Raw genomic sequence first — 14,120 nt, forward strand, 5'->3', positions numbered from 1 at the left:
CCACCCCCCCCCCTCCCCCTCCCCCCCCCCCCCCCCCCCCCCCCCCCCCCCCCCCCCCCCCCCCCCCCCCCCCCCCCCCCCCCCCGCCGTCGGCCTTTTGGCCCTAGCCGCCCAGCCCGCGCCGTCATGTACTGGACGCACAGCCCCCACCACACCGAGGCGGGGCGTGCACCCAGGAGGAAAGATCGTGACCGAACTCAGCAAATGGGCTCCCTCGGACATGCTGGAACCCGTCCGCCGGTTCCTCGACGGTGACTTGTCCATGACGCCGTCCATGAAGGTCGAGCAGTTCCAGGACGGCAACACCCTGGTGGTCCGCGCGGAGGTCCCGGGCATCGACCCGGACAAGGACGTGGACGTCTCTGTCAGCGACGGCATGCTGCACATCCGGGCCGAACGCGAGGAAAAGTCCGAGCACAAGAGCAAGAACGGCTACCGCTCCGAATTCCGCTACGGCTCGTTCTCGCGCAGCGTCGCCCTGCCGGCCGGCGCGAAGGAAGAGGACATTACAGCCACCTACAAGGACGGGGTCCTCGAAGTCCGCGCCCCGGCCCCGGCAACGGCCGCCGCGGAAGCCAGCAAGAAGATCCGGGTGGACCGGGGTTAGGTTTCCAGCGGATTGGTCCAACCGGATGCCCGTCTCCCGGGGCGGGCCGCCGTGCCTTGCCGGCTGCCCGTCCCCGGCACGCCGCGGACGGACCGCCGGAACTAGGCTGCTCCGGCTTCTTTGTGGGTCCCGTACAACCCCTTTGCCCGGCGTCGCTGGCATGATGGACAGCAGACCCCACGCAATTTGGATGGATGGAACAAAGGAGCTCGAATGGGACTGCTGGAGAACAAGACCGCGATCGTGACCGGTTCGTCGCGCGGCATCGGCGCCGACGTGGCGAAATTCCTGGCCGCCGAGGGCGCCGCCGTGATCGTGAACTACCGCCAGAAGGCACCTCGGGCCAACAAGGTTGTCGCGGAGATCGAGGCCGCCGGCGGCCGGGCCGCCGCGGTCGGAGCGGACCTGACCACCCAGGAAGGCGTCCAGGCCCTGGCCAGCGCCGCCATGGAGAACTTCGGCTCCCTGGACCTGCTGGTCCTCAACGCCTCCGGCGGCATGGAAAGCGGCATGGAGGAGGGCTACGCGCTCAAGCTCAACCGCGACGCCCAGGTCAACATGCTCAACGCCGCCGTGCCGCTGATGCCAGAGGGTTCCCGGGTCGTGTTCGTCACCAGCCACCAGGCCCACTTCATCGACACGGTTCCCACCATGCCCGAGTACGAGCCGGTGGCCCGCAGCAAGCGCGCCGGCGAGGACGCGCTGCGCGAGCTGGTCCCGAGCCTGGCCGACAAGGGCATCTCCCTGGTGGTCGTCTCGGGCGACATGATCGAGGGCACCGTCACCGCCACCCTGCTGGACCGCTCCAACCCCGGCGCCATCGAGGCCCGCCGCGCCGAGGCCGGCAAGCTGTACTCCGTCAATGAATTCGCCGCCGAGGTCGCCAAGATGGCCACCGCCGACGTCGAGAGCGGCCACACCGAGTACGTCGGCGGCTCCGACTACTTCGAAAAGAGCGGCAGCAACTAGCCACATCTCCACCGCGGAATCTTCCGCGGACACGGCAAAGGCCGGGGCTGGCGCCCCGGCCTTTGCCGTGTGCGGTGTGTCCGGGATCAGAGCCTGCTTAAACCCCCGCGATGTGCCGGACCGTGTCGAGGTAGGGCATGTCGACGGCGGCATCGGCCGCGGCGCGGACGGCGGGCTTGGCGTTGAACGCCACCCCGATGCCGGCGGCGCCGAGCATGTCCAGGTCGTTGGCGCCGTCGCCGACGGCGATCGTGTGCTCCAGCGGGATGCCCTCGGCCGCCGCCCAATCGCGGAGATACTTTTCCTTCGCGGCCCGGTCGATGACGTCTCCGAGGACGCGGCCGGTGAGGGCGCCGTCGACGATTTCGAGCTCGTTGGCGATCCAGTGGTCCAGCCCCAGGGCGGCCGCCAGCGGGCCGAGGATCTGGTTGAAGCCACCGGACACCACGGCCACGGCATGGCCGGCCGCCTTGAAGGCCGCCACCAGCTCTGCCGCCCCCTCGCTGAGGCTGACCTCGGCGCGGACATCGTCCACGATGGCGGCCGGCAGGCCGGCAAGCACCGCCACCCGGGCGTGGAGGCTCTGGGCGAAGTCCAGCTCGCCGCGCATCGCCGCCTCCGTCACGGCGGTGACCTCCTCCCGCTTGCCCGCGTAGGCCGCCAGCAGTTCAATCACTTCCTGCTTGATCAGGGTCGAATCGACGTCCATCAGCAGGAGCTTCCGCGGCGCGCTCCGCAGCCTGTCCGGCACCAGGGCGGTGCCGAAGCCGGCGCCGACGGCGGGGGAGACGGCCTTCCGCAGTCCGGCCAGTGCGGCGTCGGTCAGCGGTTCCGAGGTCGTGCACTCCGCGGTGTGGACCGTGTAGCGGCCGTCGCCGGCGGTGTCCTCGGCGGTGATGGCCAGCCCGGCGGCGGCCAGTGCGCCGCGGACCTGCCGGAGGTCGTCGTCGGACAGGGCGGGGCCGTAACTGACCGCGGTCACGTGGGAAATCATGGCCCCAATCCTATCGAGCGGGCCGGTGCCGGCCCGCATCCATGACGCCGCGAAGGGGCCGCGGTGACGCCGGTCACCACCGGGGCGCAGCGCCGCCGGGGCACTGGTCAGGCCACGGGGGCGGACCCGGACGGTGGCGCCGGGGGAGGTGCGCCGCTCCGGTTATCAATCGTCAGCTTTTTTGTCCTAGTGTCTACTCCTATGAGTGAAGTTCTTGAATTGGCCGCCGTCAGCGTTGTCCGCGGGGCGAAGACGCTCCTGGACAAGGTGGATTGGCAGGTCAAGGAGGGCGAACGCTGGGTGGTCCTCGGCCCCAACGGCGCGGGTAAGACCACGCTCCTGCAGGTCGCCGCGGCCCGCCTGCACCCCACCTCCGGTAAGGCCGGGATCCTCGACGAGGTCATGGGTGCAGTTGACGTCTTCGAACTGCGGCCCCGGATCGGCCTGTCCTCCGCGGCGCTGGCCAACCAGATCCCCGAACATGAAAAGGTCCTCAACGTCGTCGTGACGGCCGCCTACGGGGTCACCGGCCGCTGGCGCGAGGGCTACGAGAAGGACGACGAGCGCCGCGCCTTCGCCCTGCTCAACGAATGGGGGATGGGCCCACTGCTCAACCGCCCCTTCGCCTCCCTCTCCGAGGGCGAACGCAAGCGCGTCCAGATCGCGCGCGCCCTGATGACCGATCCCGAACTGCTGCTGCTCGACGAACCGGCCGCCGGCCTGGACCTCGGCGGGCGCGAGGACCTGGTCCAGCGCCTGAGCGAACTCGCCGCGGACGAGGACGCCCCCGCCATCGTCCTGGTGACCCACCACCTCGAAGAGGTGCCGCCGGGCTTCACGCACGCCCTGCTGATCCGCGACGGCGGCATCGTCGCCGCCGGCCCGCTGCGCGAGACGCTCACCGCGGAGAACCTCGGAGAGACCTTCGGCGTCGAGCTGGACGTCACCGAAACCGGGGGCCGCTACACCGCCACCGCCCGCCGCTAAGCGGGGTCCCTGAACGCGCGTGGACCTTCTTGACAGCATCTTTGTCTTCTTCGCCGGCCTCTGGGCCGGGACCATCAACTCCGTGGTGGGCTCCGGCACGCTGGTGACCTTCCCGGTGCTGATCGCCCTCGGCTTCGCGCCGGTCACGGCCTCGATCAGCAACGCCACCGGACTGGTGGCCGGCAACGCCGCGGGCGCCTGGGGCTACCGCAAGGAACTCGCCGGCCGCCGCAGCCAGCTCATCCGTCTGCTGCCCGCCTCCCTGCTGGGCGGCATCACCGGCGCCTACCTGCTGTTGCACCTTCCCGAGGTGGTCTTCCAGTACGCCGCCCCGGGACTGATCGTCCTAGCCCTGCTCATGGTGGCCTTCCAGCCCCGGTTGCAGCGCTGGGTGCAAAACCGGGAATCGAATCCGGAGACCGCCGCCAGGGACAAGAGGCACAGCGCCCTGCTCGTGGTGCTGGTCTACCTGGCAGGGGTTTACGGCGGCTACTTCGTGGCCGCGCAGGGCATCCTCCTGGTCGGGATCCTCGGCGTCTTCATGGCCGGAACCATCCAGAACGCCAACGCCATGAAGAACATCCTGGTCCTCGGCGTGAACATCGTCGCGGCGGCGTCCTACCTGCTCTTCGCGTTCGACCGGATCAGCTGGCCCGCCGTGGGCCTGATCGCCGTCAGCTCCCTGATCGGGGGGTTCATCGGCTCCAAGGTGGGCCGCCGGCTCCCGCCCGCCGTGCTGCGCGGCGTCATCTTCACCCTGGGCCTGGTGGCCCTCGGGTTCATGATCGCGAAGCTGGTGAACTGAGATGCCCCTGCACCACCTTGAGTCCGCGGACGATCCCCGCGTCGCCGACTACACCCAATTGACCGACGTCCACCTCCGCAAGATCCGCGAACCCGCCGAGGGTATGTACATCGCCGAGTCCTCCCGTGTGCTCCGCCGGGCCCTCGCCGCCGGCCACCGGCCCCGGTCCTTCTTCCTCGCGGAAAAGTGGCTCGCGGACCTGGCGGACGTGTTCGAGCGGTACCCGGACGTCCCGGTCTACGTCGGCCCGGCCGCCCTGCTGGAGGAGATCACCGGATTCCACCTGCACCGCGGGGCCATGGCCGCCATGCACCGTCCGGCCCCGGTGCCGCTGCCGGAGCTGCTCGCCGGCGCCGGCCGCGTCGCCGTGCTCGAAGACATCGTGGACCACACCAACGTCGGCGCCATCTTCCGCTCCGCTGCGGCCCTTGGCCTGGACGCGGTGCTGGTGACGCCGCGCTGCGGGGACCCGCTGTACCGCCGCAGCGTCCGGGTCAGCATGGGCACGGTCTTCCAGGTGCCCTGGGCGCGGCTGGAGGACTGGCCCGCGGACCTTGCCGTCCTCCGGGACCACGGCTTCACCGTGGCCGCCATGGAGCTCACTGACGACGCCGTCGACGTCGACGAGCTCGCCGCACGCAACCCGGAGAAGCTGGCGCTGGTCCTCGGCACCGAGGGCGCCGGCATGAGCCCGGAGACCCTCGCCGCCGTCGACCTCGCGGTCAAGATCCCAATGCGTCCCGGCGTGGACTCGCTGAACGTCGCCGCGGCCTCCGCGGTCGCGTTCTGGGAACTCCGCGCCCGCTGAGGCGGCGCCCTGGCCTGCGCACGTACTTGGCGCCGGCACCTGCGGCCCCGCGTTCGCGGGAGGCCCGTGACTGCGGTATCATTGACAGCTGGCCGTGCCGTGTGATCGGCACGCCAACTCCAACTCATACCTGGCAGCTGGCAAAATCCAGTTGCGCGAACAAAGGTCCAATTATGCAGGCAGATATCCACCCGAAGTACGAAGCTGTTGTTTTCAACGACCTGGCTTCCGGCGTCAAGTTCCTGACCAAGTCCACCGTTTCTTCCTCGAAGACCATCGAGTGGGAAGACGGCAACACCTACCCGGTCATCGACGTCGAAATCTCCTCCGAGTCCCACCCGTTCTACACGGGTAAGCAGCGCATCATGGACTCCGCAGGCCGCGTCGAGCGCTTCAACGCTCGCTTCAAGGGCTTCGGCGGCAAGAAGTAATTCTGCTCCAAGGTCTTGGGAGGCCCGCACCGGCAACGGTGCGGGCCTTTCGCGTTAACCGCCGCCCTGTCCCGCCGCCGCGCTCGTGGCAGGATTGAGGGTATGACTTCCTCCTCTTCCACCCCCGCAACGGCAGACGGAAACGGCGACGGCGGCCGCCGCCACGGCGAATACAAGGTCCCCGGCGGCAAGCTGGTGGTCGCCGACCTCGAGGTGGACAACGGCGTGCTCAGACACGTGTCCATCAGCGGCGATTTTTTCCTCGAGCCCGACGAGGCGCTGCCGGAGATCAACCGGGCCCTCACCGGGCTCCCCGCCGAGACTCCGGCGGCCGACCTCGCCGCCGCCGTCACCGCGGCGCTGCCGGAGGGCACCGTGCTGTTCGGCCTGTCCGCCGAGGCCGTCGCGATCGCCGTGCGCAGGGCCTTGGCCAAGGCCACCGGCTGGGGCGACCACCACTGGAACGTCATCGCCCCCACGGTGCTGCCCACGCAAGTGAACGTTGCCCTGGACGAGGTCCTCACCGAGGAGGTCGGTGCCGGGCGCCGCAATCCCACCCTGCGGTTCTGGGACTGGGAGGAGCCCTCCGTGGTGATCGGCAGCTTCCAGTCGGTCCGCAACGAGGTCCAGCCCGAGGGCGTCAGCCGGCACGGCATCAGCGTGGTCCGGCGGATCAGCGGCGGCGGCGCCATGTTCATGGAAGCCGGCAACTGCATCACCTACTCGCTCTACCTGCCGCAGACTCTGGTGGACGGGCTGAGCTTCGCCGACTCCTACGGCTTCCTGGACGCCTGGGTCCTCGCCGCCCTGGAAAAGGTGGGCATCAACGCCTTCTACGTCCCGCTCAACGACATCGCCACGGACCAGGGCAAGATCGGCGGCGCCGCGCAGAAACGGCTCGCCAACGGCGGCATGCTGCATCACGTGACCATGAGCTACGACATCGACGCCGACAAGATGGTCGAGGTGCTCCGGATCGGCAAGGAGAAGCTCTCGGACAAGGGCACCACCAGCGCCAAGAAGCGCGTGGACCCGCTGCGCCGCCAGACCGGCCTGAGCCGGGCCGACATCGTGGCGGCGATGATCGAGGTGTTCACCGACCGGTACGGCGCGACGCCGGCCGAGCTTACCGACGTCGAACTCGACGCCGCGCGGGCGCGGGTGGAGGCCAAGTTCGCCACCGAGGAGTGGCTGCACCGGGTCCCGTAGCCCGCACCCGCCACGTCCGTAAACGGCAGCCAGCCGGCTGCCGTTGCCCGCTGGAGGTAAGTTAGCGGGCGGGTGCGTTAGCCGGCGGCCTGCGCGGTGAGCGCCCGCAGCAGGTGGCTGCGCTGCTCGATGACGATCCGTCGGAGGGCCCGCGGCGCGTCCGCGTGCTCGGTGAGCCAGCGGTCCGTCCTGACCACCACCGGGTGCTCTGCCGGGGCGTGGCCGCTGAGATCCTGCCCCGCCGGGTACAGCCCGCGGACGATCCTGCTGGCGATCTCGATGCTGCGGCTGCCCCAGACCCGCTCCAGCGCCTCAAAGTAGGGCTCCACGAAGCCGGCCAGCAATTCCGCGCGCGCCGTGGTGAAGCCGGCGATCGTGGCGCTGAGCTGCTGGTTGGACAGGTCCGTGCCGTTGACAGCGGCCTCCCACGCCTTGGCCTTGACCTGCGGGTCGGGCCGTGCGGCCAGGGCCGTGGCGTGTCCCGAACGGCCGGAGGCGGTGTTGTCGCGGGAGAGTTCGGCGTCGAGCTCGTGCGGGTCGGCCTGGCCGTTGGCGGCGAGGGCGTGCCAGAGGTTCCAGCGGAGTTCGGCGTCGACGGCCAGCCCCTCAATCACGGTACTGCTGTCCAGCAGGCCGCGCAGCAGGGGCAGGCGGCTGCCGTCGTGGCGGCTGGCCGCGGCAACGGTGCGGGCCCAGGCCAGCTGCTGGTCCGAGCCGGGGGCGGCCTGCTCGAGTTGGGCGACGGCGGCGTCGAGGAAGGTGCGGCGTACGGCGTCCCGTTCCGCGGCGGGGACGTAGCGTTCGACGGCGGTGGCGGCGTTGCCCAGGATCGCGAGCAGCACGCCGATGCCGGTTTCCGCGGGACCGAACCGCTGCACCGCGGCTACGTAGTCCGCGGCGGGCGTGACGGCGTCCCGGGCCGAGTCCCAGAGCGCGGTCCAGCAGAGCGCGCGGGCCATCGGGTCGGTGATGCGGTCCAGGGATTCCCGGACCGTGGCCTCGGACACCGGATCCAGCCGGACCTTGGCGTAGCTGAGGTCCTCGTCGTTGACCAGCAGCAGCTCCGGCCGGGGCTTTCCGGTGAGGTCCGGAATGGCGGTGTGTCCGCCGTCGACGTCGGTCTCCACGCTGTCGGTGCGGACCACGGCGCCGTCCGCATCGCGGTTGTAGAGGCCGATCCGCAGCCGGTGCGGGCGGGGTTCGGGGGAGCCGGTCACCGGGTCGGTGGCGTCCTGTCGCACGCCCACGGCGGTCAGCACCCCGTCCTCGTCGGTGATCTCGGGTGTGAGAGTGGAGATCCCGGAGGTCTGCAGCCACTGCCGGGCCCAGGGGCCCAGGTCCCGGCCGGAGGCGGCGCTGAGGGCGGCCAGCAGGTCGGCCAGGTTGGTGTTACCGAACGCGTGGTCGCGGAAGTAGCGGCGTGAGCCGGCGATGAAGTCCTCGAACCCCACATAGGCCACCAGCTGCTTGAGGACCGAGGCGCCCTTGGCATAGGTGATGCCGTCGAAGTTTTGCTTGGCGGCCTCCAGGTCCGGGATGTCCGCCACGATCGGGTGGGTGGTGGGCAGCTGGTCCTGGACATAGGCCCACGCCTTGCGGTTGTTGGCGAAGTTCACCCAGGCGGTGTCCCAGTCCGTGGTCCGGTCCACGCCCAGGGTGCCCATGTAGTCGGCGAAGGATTCCTTGAGCCAGAGGTCATTCCACCACTGCATCGTGACCAGGTCGCCGAACCACATGTGCGCCATCTCGTGCAAGAGGGTGTTGGCCCGGCCCTGGTACTGCGAATCCGTGGCCCGGGAGGTGAAGACGTAGCTCTCGGTGAAGGTCACCAGGCCCGGGTTTTCCATCGCCCCGAGGTTGTATTCGGGGACGAACGCCTGGTCGTATTTGCCCCACGGGTAGGGGTAGTCGAAGAGCCGGTTGAAGAAGTCCAGGCCGTTGCCCGTCAACCGGAACAGCTCATCGGTGTCGAAGGAGGAGGCCATCGACGCCCGGCAGTACACGGCCAGTGGCACCTCCAGTGCGGTCCCGTCGGAGAGGGTGCCCTGCCAGCTGCTGTCCGCGCGGAAGTAGGGGCCGGCGAGGACGCTGGTGATGTACGTGGACACCGGCTTGGTCGGGGCGAAGTCCCAGCGGCTGGTGGCCGGGTCGCTGGTGAGCTGGGTACGGGCGGCCTCGACGCCGTTGGAGGCGACCTGCCAGCCCGACGGCGCCATCACATGGAAGGTGAACTCTGCCTTGAGGTCCGGCTGTTCGAAGTTGGCGAAGACCCGGCGGGCGTCGGCCGGCTCGTACTGGGTGTACAGGTAGCACTGGCCGTCGGCGGGGTCGAAGAACCGATGCATGCCTTCCCCGGAGGTGCTGTACAGCGCGGTGCCGGTGACGGTGACCTGGTTCTCGGCCTGCAGGTTGTCCAGCCGGATCCGGGATCCGTCGACGACGTCGGCCACGGGCAGGCCCTTGCCGTTGAGGAACACGCTGTGCACCTCGGAGCTGATGAAGTCCAGGAAGGTGCTGGACCCTGGTTCGGCGGCGGCGAAGGTGATGACGCTGCGGCTGGGGTAGCCGGCCACCGTGGGGTCCGCGGCCTGCCGGACATCGAGGGACACATCGTAGCTGTGCGTGGTGATCAGGGCCGAGCGGGCGGCCGCTTCTTCACGGGTCAAATTCTGGTTGGACACGCTGCTATCTAATCACGCAGGCGCCCCGCGCAGCTCAGTGCCCGGGCAGCATCAGGACCGCCGCGCCGAGGCCGAGGGCGGCGATCAGCAGCCACGCCGCGAGGGCCGCGAGCAGCGCCCGGGTGCCGGTCCGCAGCAGTTCGCGGACCCGGACGGCGGACCCCAGCCCGAACAGGGCCATGCCCAGCAGGATGTCCTGCAGCAGGGCGGCCGCCTCCAGCACGCCCGCGGGCAGCACCCCGGTGGAGCGGAGCGCGGCCATCGCGACGAACCCCAGCACGAACAAGGGCACCACCGGAGGCATGGTCCCGCCGGAATCATCGCGAAGCCGGTGGTGCAGCCCGGCGACGGCCACCATCGGGGCCAGCAGCAGCACCCGGGTCAGCTTCACGATCACCGCCACCGCCAGGGCCGCGGCGCCGGCGGTCTGCGCGGTGGCCACCACCTGGCCGACGTCGTGCACGGATGCCCCCACCCAGGCGCCGAAGAGCTGCGGGCCCAGTCCCAGCGGGCCGGTGAGCAGTGGCAGGACACCGATGGCGAGGGTGCCGCAGAGCGTCACCAGGGCCACCGGCAACACCGTGTCCTGCTGCCGGATGCGGCGGACCGCGGCCATGGCCCCGATCGCGGAGGCGCCGCAGATCGCGAAGCCGGTGGCGATGAGCAGCGACACGGTCGGGGGCAGTCGGAAGAGCCGGCCGATGCCATAGGTGCCGGCGAAAGAGACCAGGACGACGCCGGTGATCAGCAGCAGCGCGGGCCAGCCGAGGCCGAGGACGTCCACCACGCTGACCTTGAGGCCCAGGACCACGATGCCGCTGCGCATCAGGTGCTTCCCGGCGAACCCCAGTCCGGCCCGGCCGGGGCCGGATGTCCAGGCGGAGACGCCCGGGAAGTTCGCGGCGAGCAGGCCGAGCACGACGGCGACCGTCATGGCGGGCAGCGCGGGCACCAGCGCGTGGACGGCCAGGGCGGCAGCGACGGCGGCGGCGCAGGCCAGCAGCCCGGGAAGCAGCGGCGGCAGGCCGCGCAGGGAAGCGGTGAAAGGGTGAAGGTCTCGGGGCACGGGTCCACTGTGCCGCATCGGGCCCGGAATCCCCATTTCGGCGGGAAAACCCTGCCTGCCATGCCACCGGATCGGCCGCCGTCACCCGGTCCGGAGCCGGCGTGAGCTGTACCACGGCACCGCGTGGGCTGCAACACGCCAAAAGGGGTGCGCCGATATGAAATCGGGACCAAAAAATGGTTGGCTAGTGGGCATGTCTGACCTTTTTCAGGATTACTCCGAGGCCGCCGGCCGCAGCGGGGCGTACGACGAGATGTTCGCGCCCGGCCAGCAGGCCCGCCGTTCCTACGGCCAGGTGGCCGGGGCGCTCCGCGAACTCTCCCTCGCCGACGTCACCGCCCGCGCCGATTCGATGGCCCGCACCTTCCTGGACCGCGGCGTCACCTTCGACTTCGCGGGGGAGGAGCGGCCGTTCCCGCTGGACATCGTGCCGCGCGTCATCCCGGCGGACGAGTGGACCGTCCTGGAACGCGGCGTGGCCCAGCGGGTCAGGGCGCTCGAGGCGTTCCTGAATGACGTCTACGACAAGATGGCCGTCGTCTCCGACGGCGTTATCCCGCGGCAGCTCGTCACCACCAGCGCGCACTTTCACCGCCAGGTCCACGGCTTCGAGCCCGCCGGCGGCGTCCGCGTGCACATCTCCGGCATCGACGTCATCCGTGACGAGGCCGGAACCTTCCGCGTCCTGGAGGACAACGTCCGCGTCCCCTCCGGCGTCAGCTACGTCCTCGAAAACCGCCGCGCCATGGCCAAGGGCCTGCCCGAGGCCTTCGGCCAGCAGCGCGTCCGCCCGGTCGAGGAATACCCCCGCCGGCTGCTTTCGGCCCTGCGCAAGACCGCGCCCTCCGGCGTCGACGACCCCACCGTCGTGGTCCTGACCCCGGGCGTCTTCAACAGCGCCTACTTCGAACACACCCTGCTGGCCGGCCTGATGGGCGTGGAGCTGGTGGAGGGCCGCGACCTGATCTGCCGCGGCAACCGCGTCTACATGCGCACCACCGCCGGTGAGCAGCGCGTGGACGTGATCTACAAGCGCATCGACGACGAGTTCCTCGACCCGCTGCAGTTCCGCTCCGACTCCATGCTCGGCTGCCCCGGCCTTGTCAACGCCGCCCGGGCAGGCGGTGTCACCATCGCCAACGCCGTGGGCAACGGCGTCGCCGACGACAAGCTGGTCTACAGCTACGTCCCGGACCTGATCCGCTATTACCTCAACGAGGAACCGGTGATCGCGAACGTGGACACCTTCCGGCTGGAGGAGAAGGAAGCCCGCGAACACGTCCTGGACCGGCTGGATGAACTGGTGGTCAAGCCGGTGGACGGTTCCGGCGGCAAGGGCCTGGTGATCGGACCCGACGCCTCCCGCGAGGAGCTGGACGCCCTGCGCAAGCGGATCATCACGGACCCGCGCGGCTGGATCGCACAACCGGTGCTGCAGCTTTCCACCGTCCCCACCCTCAGCGGCGACAAGTTCGGCCCCCGGCACGTGGACCTGCGCCCCTTCGCGGTCAACGACGGCGACGACGTCTGGGTGCTCCCCGGCGGCCTGACCCGGGTGGCGCTGAAGGAGGGCTCACTGATCGTGAACTCCAGCCAGGGCGGCGGGTCCAAGGACACCTGGGTGCTGGCCGATTCGGCGCAGGTGCCCGTGGAGGTCATCCCGAAGCCGGCCATCGCCATCCGCGAGCGGGTCTCGGTCTGGCCGGTGGAAAGCAACTGGCGCGACAGCCAGAAGGAACAGCAACAGCAGCAAATGGCCGAGGCCCAGGAGGTACCCGAACATGCTTAGCCGGATCGCGGAATCATTGTTCTGGATCGGCCGCTATGTGGAGCGGGCCGACGGCACCGCGCGCATTCTGGACGTCCACCTGGAGCGCCTGAACCACCTGCCGATGGAGGAACAGCGCAGCGTCGCCCGGGAGCTGCTGGCCGTGATGGGCGCCCGCCCCCAGTCCGAGGACTTCGGCCTGGACGAGCTGCTGCACGACCTGGCCTACGACAAGCACAGCGCCACCTCCATCGCCGGATCGCTCGGCGCCGCCCGGGAGAACGCGCGCCGCGCCCGGGAAACCGTCTCCTCCGGCCTCTGGGAGAGCCTGAACACCACTTACTACGGGCTGAACCAGCACCGCAAGGACGTGGTAGGCACCTACCGGTTCTGCAACTGGGTGCTGGAGCGGACCGCCATGGTCAGCGGCCTCGCCGACACCACCGTCAGCCACGACGAAAGCTGGCTTTTCCTGGTCCTCGGCCGGTCGCTGGAGCGCGCCGACATGACCGCCCGCATGCTCTCCACCCGCGACGTGCTCTCCGCCGGCATGTCCTGGGTGAACATGCTCCGCTGCGCCGGGGCCTACGAATCCTTCCTCCGCACCCGCCGGGCGGCCTTCGGCGACCAGCACGCGGCCGAGTTCCTGCTGCTGGACCGGCTCTTCCCGCGCTCGATCGTGTACGCGCTGCGCGACGCGGATGATTGCCTGGCCAAGCTGGACCCGTCGGCCCAGCGCGTGGGCTTCATCAACGATGCTCGCCGGATCGTGGGCCAGGCCCGCACCTTCCTCGAGTTCCACCGGACCGATGACCTGATGTCCGAGCTGCCCGAGCACATGGAGCGCGTGCAGAAGGCCGTCTCGCAGGCCTCGGACGCCATTTCCCGTAAGTACTTCAATCAGGCAGACGAACTGGCCTGGGTGGGAGAAGTTTCATGACCCGGCTGAGCATCACGCACCGGACCGCGTACAAGTACAACAAGCGCGTCACCCTCTCCTACAACGAGGCCCGGATGACGCCGCTGACGGACCCCCAGCAGGTGGTCCTGGAGTCCTCCATGAAGGTCTCACCCTCGCAGGCAGCGCTCAGCAGCTACCGGGACTACTGGGGCACCCGGGTCACGGCGTTCGACATGCAGATGCCGCACGAGCACCTCGAGGTCCTCTCCACCACCACCGTGGAGGTGCACCGGGTGGAGCGGATCCCTTCGGAGGCCGACATCGTGGGCTGGGACGTGCTCACCGCCCCGGAGACGCTGGACCAGTTCAGCGACTGGATCCCGCAGTCGCAGCTGACCGGTCCCGGCGCCGAGGTCCTGGAGATCGTCCCCGGCGTCGTCGCCGGCCGCAATCCGCACGAGGCGGCCATGGCCGTCTTCGAGTGGATGCGCGGGGAGATGACCTACATGAAGGGTTCCACCGGCGTCACCACCAACGCGGAGCAGGCCTGGAACCAGCGCCAGGGCGTCTGCCAGGACCTGGCCCACCTGGCCATCGGCGCGCTGCGCAGCTGCGGGATCCCCGCCCGCTACGTCTCGGGTTACCTGCACCCGCGCTCGACGGCGGCCATCGGCGAGACCGTCGCCGGCCAGTCGCACGCGTGGCTGGAGTGGTGGGACGGCGAGTGGCGCAGCTGGGACCCGACGAACCACAAGCCTGCCGGGGATTTCCACGTCACCGTGGCCCGCGGCCGGGACTACCGGGACGTGCCCCCGCTGAAGGGCATCCTCTCCGGCGGCGGCGGTTCGGCACTGTCCGTGACGGTGGAGATCACCCGCCTGGCCTGAGCAGGCA

The 14,120-nt window shown here is 69.9% G+C and carries 13 protein-coding genes; 10 read left to right on the top strand and 3 right to left on the bottom strand.

The features are described from left to right. Nucleotides 1–187: 187 nt before the first annotated feature. A complete protein-coding gene (locus ACFVY3_RS16880) occupies nt 188–607 on the top strand; it encodes an Hsp20/alpha crystallin family protein (protein ID WP_290258897.1) in 420 nt (139 codons plus the stop codon). A 213-nt stretch (nt 608–820) separates the two neighbouring features. Next, nucleotides 821–1,576 (top strand): SDR family oxidoreductase, encoded by a 756-nt coding sequence (locus tag ACFVY3_RS16885; RefSeq protein ID WP_377970570.1) that lies wholly within the window; start codon nt 821–823, stop codon nt 1,574–1,576. A 97-nt stretch (nt 1,577–1,673) separates the two neighbouring features. On the opposite strand, the gene serB is transcribed toward ACFVY3_RS16885, so the two are convergent. Beyond that, nucleotides 1,674–2,570: a phosphoserine phosphatase SerB gene (serB, locus tag ACFVY3_RS16890; protein ID WP_400160616.1), complete on the bottom strand. Its 897-nt coding sequence runs from the start codon at nt 2,568–2,570 to the stop codon at nt 1,674–1,676. A 201-nt stretch (nt 2,571–2,771) separates the two neighbouring features. Here serB and ACFVY3_RS16895 point away from each other — a divergent pair, with 201 nt between their 5' ends. From ACFVY3_RS16895 to ACFVY3_RS16915, 5 genes are all read left to right on the top strand, one after another. Then, complete coding sequence (locus ACFVY3_RS16895) at nt 2,772–3,557, top strand: ABC transporter ATP-binding protein (RefSeq protein WP_364137387.1); 786 nt, start codon at nt 2,772–2,774, stop codon at nt 3,555–3,557. A 19-nt stretch (nt 3,558–3,576) separates the two neighbouring features. Beyond that, on the top strand, nt 3,577–4,362 hold the full coding sequence (locus tag ACFVY3_RS16900; protein WP_400160617.1) for a sulfite exporter TauE/SafE family protein: 786 nt from the start codon (nt 3,577–3,579) through the stop codon (nt 4,360–4,362). 1 nt (nt 4,363) lies between these two features. Beyond that, complete coding sequence (locus ACFVY3_RS16905) at nt 4,364–5,170, top strand: TrmH family RNA methyltransferase (protein WP_400160618.1); 807 nt, start codon at nt 4,364–4,366, stop codon at nt 5,168–5,170. A gap of 173 nt (nt 5,171–5,343) precedes the next feature. Continuing rightward, on the top strand, nt 5,344–5,601 hold the full coding sequence (locus ACFVY3_RS16910) for a type B 50S ribosomal protein L31 (protein ID WP_290258891.1): 258 nt from the start codon (nt 5,344–5,346) through the stop codon (nt 5,599–5,601). Between the two features lie 102 nt (nt 5,602–5,703). After that, entirely contained in the window at nt 5,704–6,810 is a 1,107-nt protein-coding gene (locus tag ACFVY3_RS16915; protein WP_364137380.1) for a lipoyl protein ligase domain-containing protein, read from the top strand. 77 nt (nt 6,811–6,887) lie between these two features. Here the strand turns inward: ACFVY3_RS16915 and pepN are convergent, their stop codons facing one another. Together pepN and ACFVY3_RS16925 are read right to left on the bottom strand one after the other, a co-directional pair. After that, nucleotides 6,888–9,491 carry an aminopeptidase N gene (gene pepN, locus ACFVY3_RS16920; protein ID WP_400160619.1) on the bottom strand — a complete coding sequence of 868 codons (2,604 nt, stop codon included), beginning with the start codon at nt 9,489–9,491 and terminating at the stop codon, nt 6,888–6,890. A gap of 34 nt (nt 9,492–9,525) precedes the next feature. Continuing rightward, entirely contained in the window at nt 9,526–10,575 is a 1,050-nt protein-coding gene (locus tag ACFVY3_RS16925; RefSeq protein WP_400160620.1) for a YeiH family protein, read from the bottom strand. Between the two features lie 175 nt (nt 10,576–10,750). On the opposite strand from ACFVY3_RS16925, the gene ACFVY3_RS16930 reads away from it, so the two are divergent. The 3 genes from ACFVY3_RS16930 to ACFVY3_RS16940 are packed head-to-tail and all read left to right on the top strand — an operon-like array spanning nt 10,751 to nt 14,113. Beyond that, a complete protein-coding gene (locus tag ACFVY3_RS16930; protein WP_400160621.1) occupies nt 10,751–12,346 on the top strand; it encodes a circularly permuted type 2 ATP-grasp protein in 1,596 nt (531 codons plus the stop codon). Continuing rightward, complete coding sequence (locus tag ACFVY3_RS16935) at nt 12,339–13,265, top strand: alpha-E domain-containing protein (protein ID WP_290258886.1); 927 nt, start codon at nt 12,339–12,341, stop codon at nt 13,263–13,265. The genes ACFVY3_RS16930 and ACFVY3_RS16935 overlap by 8 nt, the downstream gene beginning before the upstream one ends. After that, nucleotides 13,262–14,113, top strand: coding sequence for a transglutaminase N-terminal domain-containing protein (locus ACFVY3_RS16940; protein WP_377970561.1), 852 nt, complete (start codon nt 13,262–13,264; stop codon nt 14,111–14,113). Before ACFVY3_RS16935 ends, ACFVY3_RS16940 begins: the two co-directional genes overlap by 4 nt. Nucleotides 14,114–14,120 lie beyond the last annotated feature (7 nt).

The sequence above is a fragment of the Arthrobacter sp. BPSS-3 genome (assembly GCF_044628475.1).
Classification (GTDB): domain Bacteria; phylum Actinomycetota; class Actinomycetes; order Actinomycetales; family Micrococcaceae; genus Arthrobacter.